Source organism: Arthrobacter sp. 2RAF6, from assembly GCF_052115205.1.
Classification (GTDB): Bacteria; Actinomycetota; Actinomycetes; order Actinomycetales; family Micrococcaceae; genus Arthrobacter.
Genome location: NZ_JBFRGF010000007.1, coordinates 54,073 through 75,871 on the forward strand (window position 1 = coordinate 54,073; position 21,799 = coordinate 75,871).

At 63.6% G+C, this 21,799-nt stretch carries 23 protein-coding genes; 13 read left to right on the plus strand and 10 right to left on the minus strand.

What is annotated here, in order from left to right:
- Positions 1 to 984: an ABC transporter ATP-binding protein gene (locus AB4Z38_RS07535; RefSeq protein WP_441429152.1), complete on the minus strand. Its 984-nt coding sequence runs from the start codon at positions 982 to 984 to the stop codon at positions 1 to 3.
- 198 nt (positions 985 to 1,182) lie between these two features.
- On the opposite strand from AB4Z38_RS07535, the gene AB4Z38_RS07540 reads away from it, so the two are divergent.
- The 9 genes from AB4Z38_RS07540 to AB4Z38_RS07580 are packed head-to-tail and all read left to right on the plus strand — an operon-like array spanning position 1,183 to position 8,376.
- Positions 1,183 to 1,467: a hypothetical protein gene (locus AB4Z38_RS07540; RefSeq protein ID WP_441429153.1), complete on the plus strand. Its 285-nt coding sequence runs from the start codon at positions 1,183 to 1,185 to the stop codon at positions 1,465 to 1,467.
- Complete coding sequence (locus AB4Z38_RS07545) at positions 1,467 to 2,402, plus strand: FAD:protein FMN transferase (protein ID WP_441429154.1); 936 nt, start codon at positions 1,467 to 1,469, stop codon at positions 2,400 to 2,402. The genes AB4Z38_RS07540 and AB4Z38_RS07545 overlap by 1 nt, the downstream gene beginning before the upstream one ends.
- Positions 2,399 to 2,968: a ferric reductase-like transmembrane domain-containing protein gene (locus AB4Z38_RS07550; RefSeq protein ID WP_441429155.1), complete on the plus strand. Its 570-nt coding sequence runs from the start codon at positions 2,399 to 2,401 to the stop codon at positions 2,966 to 2,968. The genes AB4Z38_RS07545 and AB4Z38_RS07550 overlap by 4 nt, the downstream gene beginning before the upstream one ends.
- Positions 2,965 to 4,188, plus strand: a complete 1,224-nt coding sequence (locus tag AB4Z38_RS07555; RefSeq protein WP_441429156.1) for an NADH-ubiquinone oxidoreductase-F iron-sulfur binding region domain-containing protein — start codon at positions 2,965 to 2,967, stop codon at positions 4,186 to 4,188. Before AB4Z38_RS07550 ends, AB4Z38_RS07555 begins: the two co-directional genes overlap by 4 nt.
- On the plus strand, positions 4,185 to 4,409 hold the full coding sequence (locus AB4Z38_RS07560; protein WP_441429157.1) for a ferredoxin: 225 nt from the start codon (positions 4,185 to 4,187) through the stop codon (positions 4,407 to 4,409). The genes AB4Z38_RS07555 and AB4Z38_RS07560 overlap by 4 nt, the downstream gene beginning before the upstream one ends.
- A gap of 37 nt (positions 4,410 to 4,446) precedes the next feature.
- Complete coding sequence (locus tag AB4Z38_RS07565) at positions 4,447 to 5,118, plus strand: response regulator transcription factor (RefSeq protein WP_441429158.1); 672 nt, start codon at positions 4,447 to 4,449, stop codon at positions 5,116 to 5,118.
- Positions 5,115 to 6,410 carry a sensor histidine kinase gene (locus tag AB4Z38_RS07570; RefSeq protein WP_441429159.1) on the plus strand — a complete coding sequence of 432 codons (1,296 nt, stop codon included), beginning with the start codon at positions 5,115 to 5,117 and terminating at the stop codon, positions 6,408 to 6,410. The genes AB4Z38_RS07565 and AB4Z38_RS07570 overlap by 4 nt, the downstream gene beginning before the upstream one ends.
- Positions 6,411 to 6,445: 35 nt before the next feature.
- Positions 6,446 to 7,885, plus strand: coding sequence for a ferredoxin reductase family protein (locus AB4Z38_RS07575; RefSeq protein ID WP_441429160.1), 1,440 nt, complete (start codon positions 6,446 to 6,448; stop codon positions 7,883 to 7,885).
- Complete coding sequence (locus AB4Z38_RS07580; protein WP_441429161.1) at positions 7,882 to 8,376, plus strand: FMN-binding protein; 495 nt, start codon at positions 7,882 to 7,884, stop codon at positions 8,374 to 8,376. Before AB4Z38_RS07575 ends, AB4Z38_RS07580 begins: the two co-directional genes overlap by 4 nt.
- A 12-nt stretch (positions 8,377 to 8,388) precedes the next feature.
- Here the strand turns inward: AB4Z38_RS07580 and AB4Z38_RS07585 are convergent, their stop codons facing one another.
- Genes AB4Z38_RS07585 through AB4Z38_RS07595 form a run of 3 tightly spaced genes read right to left on the minus strand, consistent with a single transcriptional unit; the run spans position 8,389 to position 10,207 of the window.
- Positions 8,389 to 9,342 carry a hypothetical protein gene (locus AB4Z38_RS07585; protein ID WP_441429162.1) on the minus strand — a complete coding sequence of 318 codons (954 nt, stop codon included), beginning with the start codon at positions 9,340 to 9,342 and terminating at the stop codon, positions 8,389 to 8,391.
- Positions 9,339 to 10,043 (minus strand): cytochrome b N-terminal domain-containing protein, encoded by a 705-nt coding sequence (locus AB4Z38_RS07590; RefSeq protein WP_441429163.1) that lies wholly within the window; start codon positions 10,041 to 10,043, stop codon positions 9,339 to 9,341. The genes AB4Z38_RS07585 and AB4Z38_RS07590 overlap by 4 nt, the downstream gene beginning before the upstream one ends.
- Entirely contained in the window at positions 10,040 to 10,207 is a 168-nt protein-coding gene (locus AB4Z38_RS07595) for a hypothetical protein (protein WP_441429164.1), read from the minus strand. The genes AB4Z38_RS07590 and AB4Z38_RS07595 overlap by 4 nt, the downstream gene beginning before the upstream one ends.
- 164 nt (positions 10,208 to 10,371) lie before the next feature.
- Here AB4Z38_RS07595 and AB4Z38_RS07600 point away from each other — a divergent pair, with 164 nt between their 5' ends.
- Positions 10,372 to 10,815, plus strand: coding sequence for a pyridoxamine 5'-phosphate oxidase family protein (locus AB4Z38_RS07600; RefSeq protein ID WP_441429165.1), 444 nt, complete (start codon positions 10,372 to 10,374; stop codon positions 10,813 to 10,815).
- 10 nt (positions 10,816 to 10,825) lie between these two features.
- Here the strand turns inward: AB4Z38_RS07600 and AB4Z38_RS07605 are convergent, their stop codons facing one another.
- Together AB4Z38_RS07605 and AB4Z38_RS07610 are read right to left on the minus strand one after the other, a co-directional pair.
- Positions 10,826 to 11,704: a universal stress protein gene (locus AB4Z38_RS07605; protein WP_441429166.1), complete on the minus strand. Its 879-nt coding sequence runs from the start codon at positions 11,702 to 11,704 to the stop codon at positions 10,826 to 10,828.
- 46 nt (positions 11,705 to 11,750) lie between these two features.
- Positions 11,751 to 12,194: a pyridoxamine 5'-phosphate oxidase family protein gene (locus AB4Z38_RS07610; RefSeq protein WP_441429167.1), complete on the minus strand. Its 444-nt coding sequence runs from the start codon at positions 12,192 to 12,194 to the stop codon at positions 11,751 to 11,753.
- Between the two features lie 203 nt (positions 12,195 to 12,397).
- Between AB4Z38_RS07610 and AB4Z38_RS07615 the strand changes: the two genes are divergently transcribed.
- Positions 12,398 to 12,649: an SHOCT domain-containing protein gene (locus AB4Z38_RS07615; protein ID WP_441429168.1), complete on the plus strand. Its 252-nt coding sequence runs from the start codon at positions 12,398 to 12,400 to the stop codon at positions 12,647 to 12,649.
- 24 nt (positions 12,650 to 12,673) lie between these two features.
- Here AB4Z38_RS07615 and AB4Z38_RS07620 read toward each other — a convergent pair whose 3' ends face one another.
- Complete coding sequence (locus AB4Z38_RS07620) at positions 12,674 to 15,025, minus strand: HAD-IC family P-type ATPase (protein WP_441429252.1); 2,352 nt, start codon at positions 15,023 to 15,025, stop codon at positions 12,674 to 12,676.
- A gap of 124 nt (positions 15,026 to 15,149) precedes the next feature.
- A complete protein-coding gene (locus tag AB4Z38_RS07625; RefSeq protein ID WP_441429169.1) occupies positions 15,150 to 17,552 on the minus strand; it encodes a phosphoketolase family protein in 2,403 nt (800 codons plus the stop codon).
- Between AB4Z38_RS07625 and AB4Z38_RS07630 the strand changes: the two genes are divergently transcribed.
- The gene (locus AB4Z38_RS07630) at positions 17,540 to 17,698 is read left to right on the plus strand and encodes a hypothetical protein (protein WP_441429170.1); all 159 of its coding nucleotides are present in this window, start codon (positions 17,540 to 17,542) and stop codon (positions 17,696 to 17,698) included. The genes AB4Z38_RS07625 and AB4Z38_RS07630 overlap by 13 nt on opposite strands.
- Positions 17,699 to 17,710: 12 nt before the next feature.
- Here AB4Z38_RS07630 and AB4Z38_RS07635 read toward each other — a convergent pair whose 3' ends face one another.
- Entirely contained in the window at positions 17,711 to 18,877 is a 1,167-nt protein-coding gene (locus AB4Z38_RS07635; RefSeq protein ID WP_441429171.1) for an acetate/propionate family kinase, read from the minus strand.
- A 143-nt stretch (positions 18,878 to 19,020) separates the two neighbouring features.
- Here AB4Z38_RS07635 and AB4Z38_RS07640 point away from each other — a divergent pair, with 143 nt between their 5' ends.
- On the plus strand, positions 19,021 to 19,953 hold the full coding sequence (locus AB4Z38_RS07640) for a universal stress protein (protein ID WP_441429172.1): 933 nt from the start codon (positions 19,021 to 19,023) through the stop codon (positions 19,951 to 19,953).
- On the opposite strand, the gene AB4Z38_RS07645 is transcribed toward AB4Z38_RS07640, so the two are convergent.
- Complete coding sequence (locus AB4Z38_RS07645; protein WP_441429173.1) at positions 19,874 to 21,772, minus strand: heavy metal translocating P-type ATPase; 1,899 nt, start codon at positions 21,770 to 21,772, stop codon at positions 19,874 to 19,876. The two genes, AB4Z38_RS07640 and AB4Z38_RS07645, sit on opposite strands and share 80 nt — an antisense overlap.
- Positions 21,773 to 21,799: the final 27 nt, after the last annotated feature.

The window sequence follows — 21,799 nt, forward strand, 5'->3', positions numbered from 1 at the left end:
TCAGGCGCCGGCCGTGGCGGCGCGGTGGCGCCGATGGTGGGTGCCGCCGTCGTCCGCTGCCCGCGGGGCGGGCGGGGCGACCGTGTCCCCGTAGTGGCGAAGGAACAGTTCCTCGAGCGACGGGGGCGCGACGAGCAGTCCTTTGACCCCGAGGGTGCCCAGAAGTGGCAGGACCTCGTGGACGCGATCGGAATCGGCACCGAACTTGACCCGCCCGTCGGCCACTGTGAGGTCGTGGACCTGCGACAGCGTGTCCAGCGCGTGGGTGTCCACACTGTCCTGGGCGAACGAGATTTCCGTGCGGGTGAGGTGGCGCAGTGCGTCGAGCGTGCCGCCGTCAACGATCCGGCCGGCGCGGATGATGCTCACGCGGTCGGCGAGCTGTTCGACTTCGGAGAGGATATGGCTCGAGAGCAGTACTGTGGCCCCGTTCTCGTGCACGATCCGCCTTATCTCGCGCGTGAAGACGGCCTCCATGAGCGGGTCAAGGCCGCTGGTGGGCTCGTCGAGGAGATACAGCTCGGCGTCCAAGACGAGGGCGGAGATGAGGGCGACCTTCTGGCGGTTTCCTTTTGAGTAGGCGCGGCCCTTCTTGCTCGGGTCGAAGTCGAAGAGTTCGCAGAGATGATGCTTGCGCTCGTTGTAGGTGGCTTGGTCTACAGCGCCGTCGCGGAGGCGGGAGAGGAGGTCGATAGCCTCGCCGCCCGAGAGGTTGGGCCAGAGGCTCACATCGCCCGGGATGCTTGCGACGCGGCGGTGGAGTTCGACGGCGTCCGCCCACGGATGCATGCCCAGGACCGTCGCGCTGCCCGACGACGCGCGGGCTAGCCCGAGAAGGATACGCAGCGTGGTGGTCTTCCCCGCGCCGTTGGGCCCGAGGAAGCCGTGGATCTCACCCTCGTGGACCTCAAGGTCGAGGCCGTCGAGCGCTTTGACCCGCCCGAAGTTCTTGTGCAAGTCGACAGTCTGGATGACGATGTCCATGACGACAAACATACGTAGTTTTCACAAATTTTTGAATGACCGAAAGACCCTTGTGTTCCCGTGCGGTTCGTGCGTTGTCGTTTCCACGTGTGGCACTTCTACACAGCTTCTATACAGGAAACGCTTAGCCGAGGCTCACGCTGGCAATCCTAGAATTGACTTAGCGACGTCGGTCAAGCACCAGCAAAGGAGGCTGCCATGAACTCCAGGGAAAGCGGCCACAGGATCGCCCGTCAAGTGACATCCTGGGTGGGGGCCGCGAGCGCGGCGGGCGTCGTGGTTGTGGGTGCGGCCGTCTCGGCTCCGGCCGCGGCGGGCAATGCCTCTTCCGGTGACACGTCTTCCGGAAACACGTCTTCCGGAAACACGGGGCAGTCGACTACTCCGAACTATGGCTCGCGCCACCACAACTCATCCACCTCGCCGGTGCAGCCTCTCGGGCCCGGATCGACGGCCCCGCAGGGCCAAACGTCAGGATCCTGATGGTAACGGCGGCGCGACGCTGGGAGCTATGGAGCACCGAGGCACGGGTCATCGTCACCGAACCATCGATGCTCGGCCAGGCAGTCGGTCTAAGCAAAGCCGTATGCCACGATGTTGAGATGGCGTGCAGCCGTTTCCGCGATGATTCGGAGGTCATGATCCTCAGGAGTCAGCTAGCCGACGGCCGGGAAATCAGCGGCGTACTCGCGGCCATCGTCCGCAGCGCATTGGCTGCTGCGGACATGACGGACGGGGATGTGGACCCGACACTGGGGAGCGTGTTGCTTGGCCTCGGGTATGACCGCGATTTCGCTCTTCTCGACCTGCCTCACAGCCCGGGGCCGGAGGCACAAGGATCAATTCGTGTGACAACAGTGGCCCCGGCGTGGACCCGGATAGGACTTGCCGGAAACACGCTTAAAGTGCCCAAAGGCCTCTTGCTCGACTTTGGTGCAATCGGCAAAGCTTTGGCGGCCGACTGGGCCGCGCACCGGATTTCGTCAACACTTGGATGCGGTTCGATGGTGAGTCTTGGGGGCGACATTGCCACTGCGGGGGAGGCGCCCCCGGAGGGGTGGGTGGTGCTGGTCCAGGATTTACCGGGCGATCCTTCCGGGTGCGTCCGTCTGAGCTCCGGCTATGCGTTGGCCACGTCGAGCACGCAAAAACGCCGGTGGAACCATTCCGGCCGGCAAGTCCACCACATCATCGATCCGCACACCGGATTGCCGGCGGAAGCCGTCTGGCGGACGGTCACGGTGGCTGCGGAAAGCTGCGCGGAAGCCAATATAGTCTCTACGGCATGCGTGGTGCGTGGGCGTGGTGCGCCGTCATGGTTGAGGGAACTAGGCATGCCTGCCCGCTTGGTCGACAGCGCAGGCAACGTATCCACTTTCGGTAGCTGGCCTCCGGATGGGATGGCGGGTCCATCATGAACACGGTTTTCGATCAGGCTCTTTGGGCGGTGGGCCGAGGCTCCGGCGTGGTGGCCCTCGTGCTCCTGACACTTTCCGTCCTGCTGGGAATTGGCGCCCGCTCGGGGCGGGCTGTCGTCGGGATCCCGCGATTTGCCGTCACGTTGGTGCACCGCAATATCTCGCTCTTCTCGGTGCTGTTTGTCGTGGTCCATATTGTGTCCTTGCTCCTTGATCCATTTGCCCAATTGAGGCTGGTCGATTTCTTCGTTCCCTTCCTGGGGGCATATATGCCCTTCTGGCTCGGACTCGGGACGGTAGCCTTCGATCTCCTTATTGTCGTGACGATCACAGCTTTGCTGCGCAACAGGATCGGTCCCAAGATGTTCAAAGCCGTGCACTGGGTGGTCTACGCAATGTGGCCCGTGTCGGTGCTTCATGCCATAGGAAACGGCACGAACGGTCGTGAGCCCTGGTTCCTCGTCCTCGCGGTGTTCTGCCTGATGGCAGTTGGCGGGGCCATCGCGTGGAGGCTGCACGAGGACTTTGTCGAATATCGGAATGTGCGCAGCCAGGATACCCGATGACGTCGGATCAGAGCACCGTCAGCCTCCGGGACCATGTTGCCGGTCCAGCCGGTACCACGCGATTGTTCGCCGCCGGTTCAGCTGATTTCGGCAGCCACCAGGCAGCCTTTGGTCCGCTCCCCGGAATGGACCGGGCGCGGTTGATTGAGGAACTGTTGCAGTCCGGGCTGGATGGTCGCGGAGGGGCTGGATTTGCGGCCTGGCAAAAGTTGGCGTTGGTTCCCGCGGACGGACGGCGGCCGGTCGTCGTTGCCAATGGTGCAGAAGGCGAACCGCTGAGCCAGAAGGATGCAGCCCTGCTGCACAACGCCCCCCATTTGGTGATCGACGGCATCCTGATCGCCGGCCGGAGCCTTGGTGCCAAGGAACTGCACTTGTATGCCGGCGCGGAGCAGCTAGCTCCCGTGGCCCGCGCCTTGAAAGAGCGCGGGGAGGGGCGCATACGCCTGTGCCATGCGCCCGATACGTTTATCTCCGGAGAAGCAACGGCCGTGGTCAGCGCAATTTCCGGTGGCCTGGCTGTTCCGGGGGACCGAACAAAGCGGCTGACCAGCAGCGGCCTGAATGGCCGGCCGACACTGGTCCACAACGTGGAGACACTGGCCCACCTCGCACTGATCTCCCGCTTCGGTTCGGCCTGGTTCCGCAGCGTTGGAACCGGTGCCGCGCCAGGGACCCGGCTCATCACCCTGTCCGGCAACACGGCCGGATCAAGGGTCTACGAGATCCCGACCGGTGTGCGCCTGACGGAGATCCTGGTGAGTACCGGCGTCGATCTGTATTCTGTCCGGGCAGCCCTCGTGGGCGGATACCACGGCACGTGGCTCGCGGCGGACCAGCTCGATGCACGGTTCTCAAAGGAAGGGTTGGCCCCGCTGGGCGCCCGGACCGGTGCCGGAATCATCATGATGCTTGGGTCCGGGTCCTGTGGCCTCGCAGCCACTGCCGACATTCTGGCCTACCTGGCGGGCCAGTCTGCACGCCAGTGCGGTCCCTGCACCAATGGCCTGCCCGCCATCTCGAGCCTCTTTGCGCGCCTGGCATACGGGGACACCAACCGGAAACTTCCGCAGGAGATCCGCCGGCTCGCCGCGTTGGTGACGGGCCGGGGTAGTTGCGCCCATCCGGACGGGACAGCCCGGCTTGCCGTCAGCGCCCTGATGGCTTTTGACTCCGACGTCGACGCACACCTGCGAGGGCGATGCGAGGCGCTGCGATGACAGACCGAAAGGTGCCCCGCACCAGAATGCACATCGACTGGACCCGTTGCGACGGCCGGGGCCTTTGTGTCGAACTGCTTCCTGAGCTGCTCACCCGCGATGACTGGGGCTACCCGGTGGGCGGTGGCGGGTCCGAGATCGCGATCCCTCAAAACCTCGAATACGCGGCACAGGACGCGGTAGCGCTTTGCCCTACGCAGGCGCTCAGCCTGCGCGAATGACGCCGTTGGCCCCAGTTCCGACGCCTATACTCCGACTATGAATGAGATGAAGCCGCGCGTTCTTTTGGTCGAGGACGACGTGCAGCTTCGCGTGATGCTGGAAGAGTTGTTTGCCGGCGAAGGCTACGAAGTTTCCAGCGCGCCGGACGGACAAAAGGGCCTCCACCTTGCCCTGACCGAGGAATTCGACGTGCTGGTTCTGGATCGGGGCCTTCCGGTAATGGACGGATTGAACCTGTTGACAAGATTGCGCAGGGAAGGCGTCGAGACTGCAGCCCTCATTCTCTCGGCATTGGGCAATCCTGCAGACAGGGTGGAGGGATTAGACGCCGGCGCAGAGGACTATCTCGCCAAACCTTTCGACGTCGATGAACTTCTGGCACGTTTGCGTGCCTTACGACGCCGGCATATCGCCGCCGCGACAACCCTGCGGATCACCGGTGGTCGCTTTGACCTCGAATCCCGCAGTGTAATCCGCCCCGATGGTTCCGTCGTGGTGCTGTCCGAAAGGGAGAGCGCCCTTCTGGAGGAACTGGCACGTTGGCCGAACCGGGTGTTCGGCCGTGACGAGATTCTCGAGTACGTGTTTCCGAACGCCGAAGAAGCCGGGGTGGTAGATACCTATGTCCATTACCTCCGGCGGAAGCTGGGACGGGGCAGCGTGCGGACGATTCATGGCGTCGGCTACAGGATCGGCACGCTCGCATGAAGGGTCAAGCAGAGGACGAGCTGCAGCGGTCCTCCTGGCGACTGGCGCTGCAGACCGGCGCTTTGCTGGTTTTGCTTTTGGTGGCGATTGCCGGATCGGTGCTGTTGATTGTCAATACGAGCCAGGCCACCGCAGCCCAGCGCCTCCTGACCACCGCCACCGAGCACGTAGATTCGATCGTGGACGCCCCCGCTGGAACCTGGCTGGCGATCTCCAACCAAGGCACCTTGACGGTGTCCCAGGGGATGCCGTCCGGGCTGCCGGATGTGAAGGCCATCGAGGCTGTCGCCGCCAGCGGAGTCGCCGCCCAGGAGGGCGTTTCGATCGGGGACCGCTCGTACACCGTTCGTACCGCTGATTCGGGGGGCCGGGTAGTCCAAGCGGTGTTCGACCGTCACGAGAATCTGGAGGAACTGAACCGGCTGGGCCTTGCCCTGCTGCTGACCTGCGGGGGAGCAGTGGTGTTGGCGAGCCTTCTGGCGGTGTGGTTGGCGCGGCGCACCATGCGGCCCATGGCCGAGGCCCTCGACCGGCAGCGGCGATTTGTCGCGGATGCAAGCCATGAACTGCGCACTCCGCTGACCCTGCTGAGTATGCGTGCGCAAATGCTGCGGCGCCGCGTGGCATCTTCTCCAGTGCACGAGCCGCCGGGAAACATTGACGCGGACGTGGACGCCATGATCGAAGATTCGCGCTCGCTGACTCGATTGCTCGAAGACCTGCTCATTTCGGCGGATTCGCGGCAGATCGAGCTCACCGACGTCGACGTCGTGGCACTGGCGGACGACGTCGTCGAATCGTTTTCGGTCTCTGCCGCGCGCCGCGGCATCACGGTTGAACGAGGCGGAATAGACGGCCCGATGGGGATCACTGCCGCGCCGACGGCGCTGCGCCGGCTTTTCGTGGCGTTGCTGGACAACGCAGTCCGTTTCGCCCGGTCACGTGTGGAGGTGGGTGTATCCAAAGACTCGAGGACCCTTGTCATCACGGTCAGCGACGACGGCCCCGGATTTTCCGACGACGTCAAGCCTCGGGCCTTCGAAAGGTTCGCAACTGCAGCGCCTGCCGGGGTCGCACCGGAGGACGGTACCGGGCCGCGCCACTACGGTCTTGGGCTCGCGCTTGTGGCGGAAGTGGCCGCCCAGCACGGAGGCCGGGTGGAAATCGGGACTCAAGCCGCGGGGGCAGTCATCATTGTGCACCTGCCGATGGTCCGAGGAAAGCGCGGGAACCCTCTTGTGGCCGGTTCGTTGTTTCGCGCCTTGGTTTCCAGGCTTCGAAGAATGTTCTAAGAACGCGAACCTAGCATTGCGAGCATGAACAGACCATGGGCCACCGCGGGAGAGACCAGATGACGGCCCGGGCCGGGGCAACGGGCCGGACGGCCGGTCAGCGGCGGGTGCCACAACGGGCGCGCTATCTGCGCCGGGCTCGGTTGGCCGACTTGCTGGAGACGATTGTCTGGTTGTCGGTGGCCCTTGTACTGGCGCTGTTTCTGGCGGATAGCGGACTGGTGGAATTCAAGACCGTCCCGGGCGCTCTGACCGCTGTCGGCATCATCGCCGGACTCGTGGGGGCCGACCTGATGCTGATCCAGCTCCTTTTGGCTGCGAGGCTTCCGGTCATTGACCGGGCTTTCGGACACGACCGTGCCTTGCTCGTGCACCAGCGGCTGGGCAAACCCGTTTTCTACCTCATTTCCTCACATGTGCTGCTGCTTTGGATCGGCTACGCCCTGACGGCGCGATTGAATATCTTTGCGGAGATATGGGACATGTTTACCTCTCTACCGGACATGAAAGTAGCCTATCTGGGGTATGTGCTGCTGGCCGTCGTCGTGATCACCTCACTCGTTCTTGTCCGGCGGAAACTCTCCTACGAAGCGTGGCATGTGGTCCACTTCCTTGCCTACGCCGCCGTGCTCGCCGCCCTGCCGCACCAGTTCAGCACCGGGCAATTGTTCGCTGATGGAACGTGGGCGCGCTACTACTGGTTGGCGCTCTATTTCGGGGTCGCCGCCGCACTGCTCATCTATCGGTTCATCATTCCCGTAGTGCGGACGCTGCGCCACGACCTTCGGGTCAGCAACGTCGTCATTGAGGCGCCTGGTGTGTACTCAATCGAGATGACCGGACGTTCCCTGGCGGATCTGAAGGTCCGCGGCGGCCAATTCTTCATTTGGCGCTTCTGGTCGCGCGGGCTATGGTGGCACGCCCACCCCTTCTCGCTCTCGGCGGCCCCGGGGATCCTTCGCCTGAAAGTGACTGTTCGTGAGCTGGGAGGCGGCACCGCCGAGCTGGGTTCCCTCAGGATTGGTACCAGGGTAAGTATCGAGGGGCCCTACGGGCTCTTTACGGACCGGGCCCGCACCACCCGCCGGGCAGTCGCCGTCGCAGCCGGGATCGGAATTACCCCCATCATCTCTCTGCTCGAGCAGGGCGACTTCGCTCCCGGCGAGATGACCGTGATCGTCCGGGCGCCGGATGAGAAGGGTCTCTACCTTTACCGCGAGCTCCAGAAACTGTGCACCAGGAAATCGGCAACCCTCTACGTCCTGCTGGGGCGCCGTCCGAAGAGGGGCCACGACAGCTGGCTGCCGGCCCGTGAGGCCAGCCACCGCATGAGCCTGTCCACGATCGTTCCGCAGGTCCGGGACGCCGACGTGTTCGTGTGCGGGCCGCGCGACTGGACCGACCTGGTGGTCGAGGACGCAAAACGGGCAGGCGTACCCCGGTTCCGGATCCACTACGAAAGGTTCAGCTGGTGAGAGCCCGCAGCGCTGTACTTGCCGGCCTCGCTTCCGCCGCCGTCCTCCTGATTGGATGGCAGGCCGGAAACCAGGCAGATTCCACCCCGGGCGGCACCACGGGGAAGGCGGCCAATCCGCCGTCGGGCACCGGAACGACTTCCGGGCCGGACAGCCCGACGGCGGCTGGCACCAGCGCCGGTCCGGTGGGCCCGGCCGCTGGCGGTGCGAAAGACGGAACCTTCGACGGCAGCCAGATCCAGACGCGGTATGGCACGGTGCAGGTCCAGGCCGTGATATCCGGCGGCAAGATCACCGACGTCGTGCCGCTGCAGCTGACCGACGTCGGGTCCCTGTCCGGCGAAATCGACCAGCAGGCCGTGCCGATGCTCAAATCCGAGGTGCTATCGAGCCAATCAGCCAACGTGGACACGGTGGGAGGGGCAACCTACACGAGCCAGGGATACCTCAACTCGTTGCAGGCCGCGCTCGACGCGGCGAACTTCAAGTGATCGCAGGCGGAACTAGCGGTGCTTGTAGTAGTCCCTCCAGATCAGCCGGTGCACGGGTATGCGGCGTGGCAACGACCTGAGTCCGGGGATGAAGGGCACCAAAGTCAGGAGCAGCGTCAGGATCACCATGGAAAACACAACCAGGACGTCGGCGTTGGGCGACGATTTGAACGGTTCCACTTGGTAGAGGGCCGAGAAGAGCCACAGCCATGACTGGCCGGGGTAGTTCCCCGTTTCATTCATCATTCCCCACTGGTCGCCTGTCAGATGCTGGGCGTCGGCGAGGCCGGGAAAGTAGCTGCCGTCGCCGAGGAACAGGATGCTGGCTTTGTAATCGGTGTTGTAGAACGAACCCTTTGCGCTCAGGACCGGATCAAGGGTCCCTTGCTGCGCCATGGCCAGAAGGGCTCCGGTGAGGGCCGGTACCGGGCCGTAGTCGCCGGGCGGAACCTTCGCCGGATCGTTGTCCGGGGCTTTGCTGAGTGCGTCCCCGTACGCGGTGGTCCAGGCGGCGTGTTGCGCGTCGCTTGCCTTCGTCCATTCGTCGATCGCGGCCGGGGGTGTTGGAAGGGTTTGGAGCGGACCGATGACGAAGTCGTTGGCGGTGTCGATTGGAAGCCGCACACCGGAAAGGCTTTGCAGATCGATCGGGCCGAGTTTCTGCGAGGCATCGGGCGTCGAATTGTAGGGAGGTCCGTACCCGGCGGTGTCGCTGGTACCGCCAAGTTCGGCCGTGGCTGTTGCCACGAAGTCTGCGGGCTGGGCCTGGGCCCATGACTTGAGCGTCACACTCGGGTCGTCCGGCGAGCTGAAGACCGCGGAGAGGCCGAGAACCAGCAGCCCGACAACCACCACTCCAACAACGAGTTCCTTGAACAGATCGTATTCACGCAATGTGCCGGACCATGGCCTGCTGGCGATGTCGTTACGCGTGCGCCACGAGGTTGACACGGGGGACTTGGTCATTTCAGGCTCTCGCTCTCGGTGGCCGGGTTTGGTGCCGTTGAGCTCAGCTGGGCGTCAGATGCCGCAGCTTCCAACGGCGGCACCACGCCATGCATCCGTACGAGCACGACATGAAGGGCAACGACGACGGCGACAGCAAGGGGAAGGAGCGTGATGTGCCACATGAGTATCTGACCTAGATCGGCGACGTTGAACCACGCACCTATACCGACCGCGTTGAGGGCGTCTTTGGCCTGGAAAGCAATCCACTGCGAATCGAAATTTGTTTGAAGCAGGTATCCGGTGAACGCCGTGACGATCGAGACGACAAACGCGAGCATCCCGGTGATCCAGGTCAGCACGCGCCCGCCCCGCCAGGCGGCCATCCAGAACTTGCCCCACAGGTGGATCACAATGAACATGAAGAACAGTTCAACGCTCCACAGATGGGTGCTGTTGATGAAACGGCCAAGACCGGAGACATGGAACCACGTGGGACCGTTCAGGGCCAGTACGACTCCGGAGCCAATGATGTAGACGAGGGCGGCAACAGCACCCATGCCGAAGACGTAAATCCACGACGACACGTAGCTCGGCTGGCCTTCCGGAAGCAACTTGTCCGGTGGGAGCCGGCGCAGGGCCCAGCCCCGAGCCTTACCTGTCCAGGTGGAGAATCGTGGTTCGCCGTCTCCGCGCGAAACCGGGTCGTGCTCGCCGGTCATTTCCGTTTCATTCCGTGTGGAAACGGAATGACCAAGGCGAGAATGAATAGCACGACCATCGTGGCAATGACCACCAAATTGCCGAATTGGATCAGGAAGTCACCCCACTGGAAATAGATTCCGGTATCCGGCATTCCGGCATCCGTCTGTTGTATTCCGAGCATCACGGCCTCTTTCGATGAAAGGCGAACCTCGGGTGGGAAGCCTTCATATGAATGACGCTACAAGTTCGCTGGCCGACACACACGGGTCCAACGGCCCTATTGGATGATGCCGGCCCCGTGCATGCTGGAATGGCCTGGAATGCCGACCATCGAAAGGACCGACCATGTCACCGGATACCGCAAACCCCGTGGAAGTCCTGAGCGAGGAAGAATGCTGGAGTATCCTTTTGGGTGCGACGTTGGGGCGGTTGGCATTGAGCATCGCCAACGAACCAGAGATCTATCCGATCAACTTCGTCGCCCACGACGGTAAAATCCTCCTCCGCACGAATCCCGGGGAGAAGCTGTTCGCGCTCAGGATCAATGACAAAGTTGCGTTGGAGACCGACGGGGTCGGTAGCCAATCTGTCTGGAGCATCGTGGTTAAAGGCAAGGCGCGGCAACTGGAGTCCGGTGCCGAGATTGAAGCCGCCGAAAGGATTCCCCGCCAACAATTGACCTCTACAAGGAAACGGGTTTTCGTTGAGATCGTCCCGACGTCCATCACCGGAAGGCGCATTCACCGGGGGCCGGAAAACGACGAGCTGGCCCCTGGCGACTTGTACTGAACATCTTGTCTCACAAGGGGCCTGGCTTGGGCCGACGCACCAGCATGACCGGGCAGGTGGCGTGATGAAGCACAGCGTGTGCGGTCGAACCGATGGTGCCCCGGACGAGTCCGTGTCCCTGGGTCCCGACGACGATGATGGAGGCATCTTGAGCCTCCGTCAAAATTGAGCCTGGGATGGACGTGCCGATCGGCGATCTTATTTGGAGATCACGGTTCGGAATCGTTTCGTGGGCGCTCCGCGCCGCAGAGTCGAGAAGCGCCTGGACCCGGGGTTCCGTTGGCCCTTGAGCCGAGGTGCCCGCTTCAGGGATGGGGCGCGGAATCCAGTGTTTCTTCTGGACGTGCACCATTCGAAGGGCTGCACCGGCCAACGCGGCCAGGTTGCAGGCATGCCGAAGCGGTAGTTCCCAATCGTCGAAGTCGACGCCGACTACAACTGGACCGCCCGGGTCTTCTCCGCCACGGATGACAACGACGGGGCAATCGGCCGTTGCCGCGAGTTCCAGGCTGACGGAGCCGATCAGCAGTCCCATGAAACCCCCCGCGCCCCTGGTTCCGACGACCAGCAATGCGGCGCCGGAAGAGAGTGTCCTGAGGTGTTCGGCAGGCCACCCATAGAACAGCGTCGTCTTGACAGCCAATCCAGGAACCGCATCGTGGACCCGTTCCACGCCCTCGGCCAGGATGTCCTCGGCCGCACGTCGCAAACCGCTGCCTTCGACGCCCGGTACGGGACCCAGATCGCGGGTGATTGCCGGCCACAGCGTGCTGTGGACCACGCGTAGTCCGCAGTTCCGCTGACCCGCCTGCCGGGCAGCCCAACGGACTGCCGGGACGGCTGCGGCGGACCCGTCGTAGCCAACGATGATTTCTTGCGCGGTCTCCATGGTCTCCTTGCCCGTGAGGGTGCGTGAACGTGGAATGGCTCCGGTCTCACTCCAGATGCACGTGGCGTCCGGTGACCCTGTGGGCCTGGATCCGGATGAAGAGATTCCGCGTTCCGCCAGCCCACGGCTCCGTCATGACCTTTCCCCATAGCCTGGTCAGCAGATCCTTGTCCTCAACACGGGACGAAGCCCCGCTGACGAGCACAGACCAACCTTCGCTGCGATCGGCACGTGAATCGTCGATCTGAAAGGACGACCCGAGCGAGGGGACTGCCTCCGCGATCGATCCATCCCCGGCCGTGCGGAAGTATATGGACTCGCCGTCGACCAGATAGTTCACGGGCAGGATCACCACCATCCCTTGCTGAACAAAGCCGAAACGGCCGGTGGTGTTTGAGCGCAGGAGATCCCAGCACTGTTCCTGGCTGAGTTCTTCCGCGACGTGCAGTCCGCCGTCAACGCGGCCTGGGTCCATGCTGGGGAGTGACATGTCTGCTCCTATGTCGTCTAGCTATTCCTTGTTCGGCACACGATCGCGGGTATGGAGACCTGCAACTCCCTGCAGCCTATTGAGCGCCCTTCTCCTGCTGTAGGGCCGAAAGGCCCGGCGGTGTGACTAAATGCCCTGTGGGAGGGGCCGGAAACGAGCGACACTGGACGCAGGTACGCAATCCAAATCAAAGGAAATTGGCCATGATGTATGGATGGGGTGGAGGCATCGGCATCGGCGGCTGGATCGCGATGGGCCTGATGATGTTGCTGTTCTGGGGTGGCATTGTCACCTTGGTGATCCTTCTGCTGCGGGGGAACCAGGCGGGCGGACGAGGTTTCCACGGGCCACCCGATGATCATTCCGAGCGCATCCTCAATGAGCGCTTCGCCCGGGGCGAGATCGACGAAACGGAGCTCGCTGCGCGCCGGGCTGCCCTAAGGCGCCGGCAGTGAGCAGGGCTCCCTCAGGGTCCAAGGCTATTTCCGCCCGTTTCGCCGGCTCTCAAACCGGTGAAGGGCTTCGATAGCGAGGATTCCTCCGAGCGCGCTTCCAAACGCCATCAGCAGAAGATCGTTCCGGGGCCATTCCAAGCCTAAGAAGTCTTGGAGGAGGGGCAGTGTCAGGACAAAGACCAAGCCAAGGTGCATCGCACCGATGATGGCCGCGCGTCCCAGGTTGAGCGGGCGGGCGATGGCTGCCAGTAACCACAGACCCGTGAGTGAGAGCGTGAGGACGGAGGCGGTTCGGGCGGCGTTGCTTGTGTGGCCGCCGACAGCCATGGCGTAGACGTTGACGGCAAAGACGGCGGCAGCGACGATGAGCCCTGCGGGTACGGCGAATGAGAGGGAGCGTTTAAGGAATCCGGGGGTGTAGCGCCGGGTATTGGGCATGAGGGCAAGGAAGAACGCAGGGATTCCGATGGTGAGGCCGTCGGTGGCGGAGAGCTGGCGTGGCAGGAACGGGAACTCCATTAGGAGTGATCCGAAGATGACCGAGAGGACGATGGCGTAGGCGGTCTTGCTAAGGAACAGGACCGAAACCCGTTCAATATTCGCGATGACGCGCCTGCCCTCGGCGACCACGCCGGGAAGCCTGTCAAAGCGCCCGTCCAGGAGGATAAGGCGGGACACTGCCTTGGTGGCAGCCGCGGCTGAGTCCATGGCAATACCGATGTCCGCTTCCTTAAGTGCAAGTGCGTCGTTGACCCCGTCCCCGGTCATCGCAACAGTATGGCCGCCCCGCTGCAGGGCAAGGACCATGTCTCTTTTCTGCGCTGGGGTAACCCGTCCGAATACCAGATTGTTCTCAAGGGCTTCCAGCATCAGGTCCGGATCCTTCGGCAGTTCCCGTGCGTCGTACCCGTCTTCCGCGTCCAGTCCGACCTCGCGGGCGACGGCGGCGACGGTGCGGGGATCGTCGCCGGAGATGATCCTCAAATCCACGTTCTGCTCCCGGAAGTAGGCAAGGACCTGTGCAGCGTCCGGGCGCACCTTCTCCCGGAAGGTGAGTAGGCAAGTTGGGGTGCAGTCGGCCGGTGGTTGCTCTTCCGCGGCGTCCTGGACGGCGAGCTGGCCGGGCAAATAGGCCAGGACCAAGGTCCGCAGCCCGGACGAAGCCAGACGGGCTGCTGCCTCAAGGACGCGAGCTTTGTCTGAGGTATCTTGGCGGAGGACTATCTCCGGAGCGCCCAGCACCCAGGTGCCCGAGACGAGTTGGCCTGAGCCGAAGCTGACGGCACTCCATTTCCGTGCAGAAGAGAATCGCGCCGTCGAGCTCGGGCGAAGGTTGGCGTCCGACGGGAAGGCGCCGGTGAGACAGCGAGCGGTGGCATTGGCCTGGGGGTCGGCTCCGAACCAGCCCAGAACCTGCCGCCACCCGGGGTCCGGCGATGCGCTCGTTTCGTGGATGGCGTCGAAGACAATGCGACCTTCGGTGAGCGTGCCCGTCTTGTCCAGGCAGAGCATGTCCACACGGGCGAGGCCTTCGACGGCTGCCAGTTCCTGGATCAGGACTTTCGCACGGGCCAGCCGTATGCCGCCGACGGCGAAGGCGACGCTTGTCAGGAGCACCAGGCCCAGAGGGATCATCGCAATGACGCTGGCGACTGCACCCACGGCTCCCGCACTCCAACGTCCCGTGGCGATGGCTTGCTCCCAACCGCCGTTGGCCTGCATTTGCCCGTTGATGACGAGGACCATGACAGGCAATAGCAGCCAGGTGATCCAACGCAGGGTCCTGTTGAGACTATTGCGGATCTCGGAGTTGACCATGGAGAAGCGCTTGGCCTCGGCGGTCAGCTTGCGCGCGAAGGAATCGGCGCCGACACGGACCACCTGGGCCGTGCCGTGGCCGGCGACAACGCTGGAACCTGAGAGTACTTCAGATCCCGGCCCCTTGCCCACAGGATTTGATTCGCCCGTGAGTAGCGATTCGTCAATTTCCAGGCCATCGCTATCGATGATGGATGCGTCTGCTGGCACTTGGTCGCCGACGCCCAGCAGGAGGACGTCGTCGCGGACGACATCTTGAATCTCAACATCCTGCGCGGTGCCGTCGCGAACCACCCGGGCCATGGAGGCGTTGAGAATCGCGAGCCGATCCAAGGACATTTTGGCCCGGTATTCCTGAACGATACCGATGAGGATGTTTCCTGCGGCAGCCAGCCCGAAGAGCGCATCCTTCCACTGGCCCAGAACAAGCAGCAGGCCGAAGCTGCAGCCCACGATCGCGTTGAACAGCGTCAGAACGTTCGCCCGGAAGATCTGCCACAGCGTTCTGCTTGGAGTGTCGGAAACGGTGTTTGCCAGTCCTGCTTCCGTTCGGGCCATGACCTCAGCGCTGGACAACCCGAGTTCGATAGGTGAGCGAGCCCCGTAAACGCCGGGGTGGTTCAGGGCTGGATGCTGGGTCACATGACTCTTTCCTTGAGGCTTAATGCCTTTCGCACAGACGTTAGGGACGGGACGGTGTCCAGGCCCAGTCCCGGATTTCCGGGAGGTCTTCGAAATGCTCGCGGATGTATCGCGCATGGGCATCCAGCTGCCTGCGGCAGAGGTCGACGAGTTCAGCCGCGCCTGTGACCTGGCGGTGAACGCGTCGCAGCGCTTCGACGACCAGGTGGTACCGGCTCATCTTGTTCAGGACCACCATGTCAAAGGGAGTGGTGGTAGTTCCCTGTTCGTTGTAGCCGCGGACGTGGAACCGTTCCGGGCGGGGCCTCCCATGCAGGAGTTGGTGCAAGGCCCGGGCGTAGCCGTGCCAGGCCACGATGACTTCTCCGTCGGCTGTGAACAGTTCTTCGAACTTTTCAGCGGACAGCCCGTGTGGGTGGGTGTCGCGGGGCGGAAGGACCATGGCATCCATGATGTTGACAACGCGGACCGTGAGTTCAGGGAGATGTTTTTGCAGTAACCAGGCTGCGGCAAGTGTCTCTTCGGTGGGGATGTCCCCGGCACAGGCCATGACGACGTCGGGTACGGCCTGGGAGCCGTCAGGCTCCTCGTTGCCCGCCCAGGACCAGACGGATGCTCCTGCCGCGGCATGCTCCCTGGCCTCCTCGAGCGTCAAGTACTGCGGGTGGGGCTGCTTGTCTACGACCACCAGGTTCACGTAGTCCTTGCTCCGCAGTATGTGTTCGGCGGTGACCAGGAGGGTGTTGGCGTCGGGAGGCAGGTAGACGCGGGTGACGGTTCCAGACAGGGACAGCACAGTATCAATCAGTCCGGGTCCCTGGTGGCTGAAGCCGTTGTGGTCGTTGCGCCAGCAAGTCGAGGTCAGGAGGATGTTCAGGCTCGGTACGGGTGCGCGCCATTCAAGTTCCCTCGCGTGCTGGAGCCATTTGGCGTGTTGGATGGTCATCGACGCACTGACCATCGCGAAGGCCTCATAGCTGGCAAAAAGTCCATGGCGGCCTGTGAGCAGGTAACCCTCCAACCAGCCCTGGCACAAATGCTCGGAGAGGACTTCCATGACCCTGCCCTGCGCCGAGACGTGGTCTTCAGCCAGGGCATGCTCACCGTCCCTGGCAGGTTCCAGAAGGCAGCGGTCGGTGGCCTGGAAGACAGCCCCGAGCCGATTGCTGTTGGTTTCGTCCGGGCAGAAGAGCCGGAACCGGGGATCGGTGGCCGTGGCGATGTAGATGTCCCGGAGCAGTTCCCCCAGCGGCCTGGTGGTTTCGTGGACGATCGACCCGCGCGGGGCCGCCGGTACCGCGTACTGTTCCAGGTCGGGGATCTCAAGGGCAGTCCCGGTCCCGCCCCGGCCCGCACTGGCCGCGCCCATGCGGAGGCTGCCTGCCGGGGCAAGTGCGGCCAATTCGGGGACGAGCCGGCCGGTGCTGTCGAAGAGGGTTTCCGGCCTGTACGAGCGCATCCAGGCCTCAAGCTGCGCCAGGTGTTCGGGATTCTCGCGAACGCTTGCCAGAGGTACTTGGTGGGAACGAAAGGTTCCTTCGACGGGAAGCCCGTCCACCATGGCCGGCCCGGTCCACCCTTTGGGCGTTCGCAAGATGATGGCGGGCCACTGTGCCGGGCCGTGGACGCCCTGGCTGCGCGCCTCGGATTGCAGTTCGCGGATCCGCCCATAAGACTCGTCCATCGCGGTGGCCATGGCGCGGTGGACTAGCAAAGGATCGTCGCCGGAGACGGTCACCGGGTCCCAGCCGTGCGCCTTGAGCAGCGCTTCCACGTCCTCGTTGGTTCTCCGGCCCAGGACGGTCGGGCCGGAGATCTTGTGCCCGTTCAGATGCAGTATCGGCAGCACGGCACCGTCCCGGGCGGGGTTGAGGAAGGATGGTGCTTTCCATGATGCTTCCAATGGGCCGGTCTCGGCTTCGCCGTCGCCGATAACGCAAGCGACAATTAGCCCGGGGTTGTCCATGGCGGCGCCTGTGGCGTGCATCAAGGAATAGCCAAGCTCGCCTCCTTCGTGGATGGAACCAGGAGTGGCTGGGCCGACGTGGCTCGATACCCCGCCCGGAGTTGAAAATTGCCGGACAAGTCTCCGGAGCCCCGGGAGGTCCATCCCTACTTTGGGATAGATCTCTGAGTATGTGCCTTCAAGATAGATATTGGCGACGACGGCGGGCCCACCGTGGCCGGGACCCGCTACGAAGAGCACATCGGCGGAGGTTCGCCTGATCAGGCGGTTCAAGTGAGCGTAGATCAGCGACAGTCCAGGGCTGGTTCCCCAGTGTCCTAGAAGCCTTGGTTTGATGTGGCTTGGCAGCAAGGGTCCTCGCAGCAGCGGGTTTTCCTGGAGGTAGATCTGGGCAACTGTGAGGTAGTTGGCCGCGAACCAATACCGGTTCAGCGGCTCAAAGTCCTCGCCGGCAGCTTCATAGCTTGCTGTTTCCATGGGGTAGCCTCTTCCGGGTTCGACGGCGCACTGAAGGCACGCGTTACTGGTGCCTGGGCTGGTTGGTCTTCACGGTGCTGGTCTTCACGGTGCTGGTCTTCACGGTGCTGGTCTTCACGGTGCCAGAGACCCGGCGGTGCGGTTAGGGCCATAGGGCCCTAGTGGTTCCGAGTCGCTGGATCATTCGAAAGTACGACGGCGGCTGTCGCCTCCGCGATTGCGCGTTCCTCGTCACTGGGGACAACCAGGACGGGAAACTTTGATCCGTCCGTGCTGATGGTGCGGATGCCCGAGCCTTCGGCATGGTTCCTGTCCTCGTCGAGGTAAATGCCAAGCGGACCGAGCATCGACATCACCCGTGACCTGAACTGACCGGAATGCTCACCGATACCGCCGGTGAAGACCAGGGCCTCGGCTCCGCCGACAACCATGTTGTAGGCGGCGATGTATTTGGCCAGGCGGTATGCGGCCATGTCAGAGGCGAGGACAGCCCTGGGATCCCCGTGTTGCGCTGAGTCTTGCACTGTGCGCATGTCGGCTGATCCGGCCACGCCCAGCAGGCCGGACTCATGGTTGAGGAGCCGGTCCACCTCATCCAGGCCGAGGCCGCGGCGCTGCAACAGCGTGACAATAGACGGATCAAGATCGCCCGAGCGGGTGCCCATGACCAGCCCTTCCAGGGGGGTCATGCCCATTGATGTGTCGGCGCTGCGGCCGTTCTTGACGGCGGTCACAGAAGCGCCATTGCCAAGATGCGCCACGACAGTATTCAGTGAAGACACCGGGACTCCGATGAACGCCGCGGCCTCGCGGCACGCGATCCCGACGGAGATCCCGTGAAAGCCGTAGCGCCGAATCCCGTATCTCGTGTACAGGTCCTCCGGAATGGCGTAGCGCGAGGCGTATCCGGGCATGGTGTGGTGGAAAGCTGTGTCGAAGACGGCTACCTGTGGTGTGTCAGGCCAACGGGCGGCGGCTGCATGCATGCATGCCACACTTGCCGCGTTATGGAGCGGGGCCAACTCGCCCAGTTCCTCGATAGCCGCCATCACGTCCAACGTCACGCGGACGGGAGAGTTGAACTGTTCCCCGCCATGCACCACCCGATGTCCGATGGCATCGAGGCTGGTACCACCGGAAGAGTGCCGGACTGCCGCGTCGATCACATCGAATAGAGCGCTAAGGGAGTCGGGACCCAGACGGCCCTCCGGTGATCCATCAACGACTCGATCCAGCAGGATGCCCGGCTTCGTTCCGGGTGCTCCGATGTGCCGCAGCTGGTACTTCAAGGAAGAGGAACCCGGATTCAGTACCAGGATCAGCATGCCGAAGCCCTTTCGCGACGATCACACCGCGCAGTGCCACAAGACGTGTCACCCTTTGAGGACCATAACCCTGCATCCCTGTCATCAGGGAGGGCCTTCCGGCCCTAGCGGCTCGCTCAAGTGGCCGATGACACTGAGGAGAGATGGCTGCAGCTTCCTGGAAGGCACGTGGGCTCGTGAAGAAACAGATTCTTGTTGGTGTCGATGGGGCATCGGTGGGCAGTACTGCTGCGGACTGGGCGGCGGAGCGCTCCCGCGATCTTGGTCTTCAGCTCAATTTGGTGCACGCCGTTCCCGAACCGTGGGCGTTCCCGGAGAAAGCCCTCCACGAGGACGCAATCGCGCAGGCCAAGGACCTGCTGAACAGCGAGTCGGCTCGGATCAGCGCGCAGATTCCCGCCCTGGACGTCGTCACGACCCTGAGCGCGGGCGAACCCTCCGAGAGCATGCGCAGGCTCTCTGCGGACGCGGAAATGGTCGTAGTGGGAACCGATCGACGGCCAGACAACCACGGTGAAGGATTTGGGTCGGTCAGTTTTCAGATCGCCATCATCAGCCACTGCGCCGTCGCGATTGTTCCTGCACCTTCAAGGCGTGAGTCATCCGGCGTAGTGGTTGGTGTCGATGGCTCCCGGGACTCCGAACTCGCCGTCGAGTGCGCAGCTGACGAGGCACAGCGAATGGGACAGGAACTCGTGATCGTCCATGCCGGTAGCGGCGGTGATCCTGCTCCGTCCGGGAGCCCGGTGCGCGGAGCTGGGCCTGGGCTCGATGGACACGCGCTGTTGGCCGAGTCGGTCCAGGGGCTGGAGGGGCGGCACCCGGGTTTGGTCGTACGCGGGATCCTGGACCTCGACCGCGTGCCGGCCGAAGCGCTCCTCCACGCCAGTACCCGTGCACGGCTGCTGGTCATAGGCTGCAAAGGAAGGGGCGGTGCCCGCGTGCTTGTCGGCTCCGTGGCTCAGCGCGTGCTGCTCAATGTCCAGTGTCCGACGCTCATAACCCGCCCCGCCTTGCCAGGGGAGGCTCCGGATACGCCGGAGCCTGGAAGAGAACGGCGCCTTCAGACCGGCTAGGGCCCAAGGCCCGGAGCGCATTCAGGATCGTCGCGAGATCCACCAGCTCCTGCAGGAGAGCCCCGGCCACGGCCGGGACGAAGCCGTCTGCCGCAGCGGCCATCAACCCCACGCTGAGGAGAATGCCTGTCCAGATGCTGGTGCGGGCGATGTGGATGGTGTGCCGGCCGATGTCCACGGCAGCGGCCACCTTGGATAGGTCATCGAGCACGATGACGACGTCGGCGGATTCGCTGGCCGCGGTGGCTCCCTTGGCACCCATTGCTATGCCTACGTCGGACGCGGCGAGGACGGGTGCGTCGTTGACTCCGTCACCGACCATCATGACCGGGCGATCGCTCAACTGAGCGACGGCAGCCACCTTGTCGGCAGGCAGACAATCGGCCAGGACCCGCGTTATCCCGGCTTCAGCCGCAATATGTGACGCGGTGGAACGGGTGTCACCGGTTAGGAGCATGGTTTCCCGCACGCCGAGGCGTCGCAACCAGGCCAAGGTGGCCACCGCGTTTTCCCGTAAAGGGTCGCTCATGATCAGCGTCCCGGCGAAACGCCCGTCCACGCCGACGTGGATCCCAAGTTGTCCGCTGGCCACGTCTGCCTTTTCGAATCCGGTCGTGGCCGAGTCCACAAAGGCGGCTTTGCCCACCACCACAGTCTGGCTCCCGCAGACAGCCTTGACACCTTGGGTCGCGTGCTCGCTGGCGCTGCTGACCGGAAGCAGAGGCAGGCCACGGGATCGCGCGGCATCAATCACGGAGGTTGCCAGCACGTGCGAGGAAGACTGTTCAGCGGACGCTGCGAGTTGCAGTATCCGATCGGCGGACATACCTTGCGCGGCGGTCGGAGAAACCTGTAGCGCGTGCAGTGCGGGGCGGCCGCGCGTGAGTGTCCCCGTTTTGTCGAACACCGCTGTCTTGACCCGGGCAAGTTGTTCGAGGGTGCCGGCATTCTTGATGATAATTCCCGAATGGGCTGCCCGGCTGGTGCCGCCAAGGAATGCAACAGGCGCCGCGATCAACAGGGGACACGGTGTCGCAACGACTAGTACCTGAGCGAATCGTTCAGCATCCCGGCTGAGATACCACGCGGCTCCGGCCAGCAGGAAGGCGAAAATCGTGAAGGGCACGGCGTAACGGTCCGCAAGCCTGACGGTGGGTGCGCGGCTCGCCGCAGCCTCTTGGACCAGGGCTACGATTCGGCCGTACTGCGAGTCGGCGGCAGTCGCGCTCGCAACCATGCGAACGGCTTCTTCGCCGTTGACCGATCCACTCATGAGGGTGTCGCCCTTCCCGTGCTCGACCGGCAGGCTTTCGCCAGTCAGGGAGGATTCGTCAAAGGTCCCGGCGGGGGAGAGCAAGAGACCGTCTACGGGGACGATTTCGGAGGGTTTGACCAACAGTGTGTCTCCGGAACGGACGCTCCCCACGGGTACCTCTTCCACAGGGTTGCCCGGGGTCTCACGGTGCGCGGTCCGGGGAGCCCGCTCAAGGAGGGCTCTCAGCTCGTGCGTAGCCCGGCCGTGGGCAAATTCCTCGAGGGCGTCTCCTCCCGTGAGCATGAGGACGATGATGAGGGAGGCAACATATTCCCCGACCGTGAGGGTGCTGACGATGGCCGTCACTGCCAACAAGTCGATCCCCCACCGTCCCCGAAACAGGTCCCTGAGCATGGAAACGGCCCGGTACGCCGCCACAGCCAGGGCATAGATAGTCGCGGTTGACTGTGCCGCTGGCCCCTGCCCGGCACCCAGCAGTACCCAAACGCAGCCCCCCATAAGGAGGGTGGCTGCCACTAATGGAAAACGAAGGATCATGGCCATAGGAGCCGCCGCTCTTGGTTGCCTCCT

What these genes read in the sequence shown, in the direction of transcription:
- AB4Z38_RS07535 (WP_441429152.1), bottom strand. Translation starts at nt 984, where the DNA reads ATGGACATCGTCATCCAGACTGTCGACTTGCACAAGAACTTCGGGCGG.
- AB4Z38_RS07540 (WP_441429153.1), top strand. Translation starts at nt 1,183, where the DNA reads ATGAACTCCAGGGAAAGCGGCCACAGGATCGCCCGTCAAGTGACATCC.
- AB4Z38_RS07545 (WP_441429154.1), top strand. Translation starts at nt 1,467, where the DNA reads ATGGTAACGGCGGCGCGACGCTGGGAGCTATGGAGCACCGAGGCACGG.
- AB4Z38_RS07550 (WP_441429155.1), top strand. Translation starts at nt 2,399, where the DNA reads ATGAACACGGTTTTCGATCAGGCTCTTTGGGCGGTGGGCCGAGGCTCC.
- AB4Z38_RS07555 (WP_441429156.1), top strand. Translation starts at nt 2,965, where the DNA reads ATGACGTCGGATCAGAGCACCGTCAGCCTCCGGGACCATGTTGCCGGT.
- AB4Z38_RS07560 (WP_441429157.1), top strand. Translation starts at nt 4,185, where the DNA reads ATGACAGACCGAAAGGTGCCCCGCACCAGAATGCACATCGACTGGACC.
- AB4Z38_RS07565 (WP_441429158.1), top strand. Translation starts at nt 4,447, where the DNA reads ATGAATGAGATGAAGCCGCGCGTTCTTTTGGTCGAGGACGACGTGCAG.
- AB4Z38_RS07570 (WP_441429159.1), top strand. Translation starts at nt 5,115, where the DNA reads ATGAAGGGTCAAGCAGAGGACGAGCTGCAGCGGTCCTCCTGGCGACTG.
- AB4Z38_RS07575 (WP_441429160.1), top strand. Translation starts at nt 6,446, where the DNA reads ATGGGCCACCGCGGGAGAGACCAGATGACGGCCCGGGCCGGGGCAACG.
- AB4Z38_RS07585 (WP_441429162.1), bottom strand. Translation starts at nt 9,342, where the DNA reads ATGACCAAGTCCCCCGTGTCAACCTCGTGGCGCACGCGTAACGACATC.
- AB4Z38_RS07590 (WP_441429163.1), bottom strand. Translation starts at nt 10,043, where the DNA reads ATGACCGGCGAGCACGACCCGGTTTCGCGCGGAGACGGCGAACCACGA.
- AB4Z38_RS07595 (WP_441429164.1), bottom strand. Translation starts at nt 10,207, where the DNA reads ATGCTCGGAATACAACAGACGGATGCCGGAATGCCGGATACCGGAATC.
- AB4Z38_RS07600 (WP_441429165.1), top strand. Translation starts at nt 10,372, where the DNA reads ATGTCACCGGATACCGCAAACCCCGTGGAAGTCCTGAGCGAGGAAGAA.
- AB4Z38_RS07605 (WP_441429166.1), bottom strand. Translation starts at nt 11,704, where the DNA reads ATGGAGACCGCGCAAGAAATCATCGTTGGCTACGACGGGTCCGCCGCA.
- AB4Z38_RS07610 (WP_441429167.1), bottom strand. Translation starts at nt 12,194, where the DNA reads ATGTCACTCCCCAGCATGGACCCAGGCCGCGTTGACGGCGGACTGCAC.
- AB4Z38_RS07615 (WP_441429168.1), top strand. Translation starts at nt 12,398, where the DNA reads ATGATGTATGGATGGGGTGGAGGCATCGGCATCGGCGGCTGGATCGCG.
- AB4Z38_RS07620 (WP_441429252.1), bottom strand. Translation starts at nt 15,025, where the DNA reads ATGGCCCGAACGGAAGCAGGACTGGCAAACACCGTTTCCGACACTCCA.
- AB4Z38_RS07625 (WP_441429169.1), bottom strand. Translation starts at nt 17,552, where the DNA reads ATGGAAACAGCAAGCTATGAAGCTGCCGGCGAGGACTTTGAGCCGCTG.
- AB4Z38_RS07635 (WP_441429171.1), bottom strand. Translation starts at nt 18,877, where the DNA reads ATGCTGATCCTGGTACTGAATCCGGGTTCCTCTTCCTTGAAGTACCAG.
- AB4Z38_RS07640 (WP_441429172.1), top strand. Translation starts at nt 19,021, where the DNA reads ATGGCTGCAGCTTCCTGGAAGGCACGTGGGCTCGTGAAGAAACAGATT.
- AB4Z38_RS07645 (WP_441429173.1), bottom strand. Translation starts at nt 21,772, where the DNA reads ATGGCCATGATCCTTCGTTTTCCATTAGTGGCAGCCACCCTCCTTATG.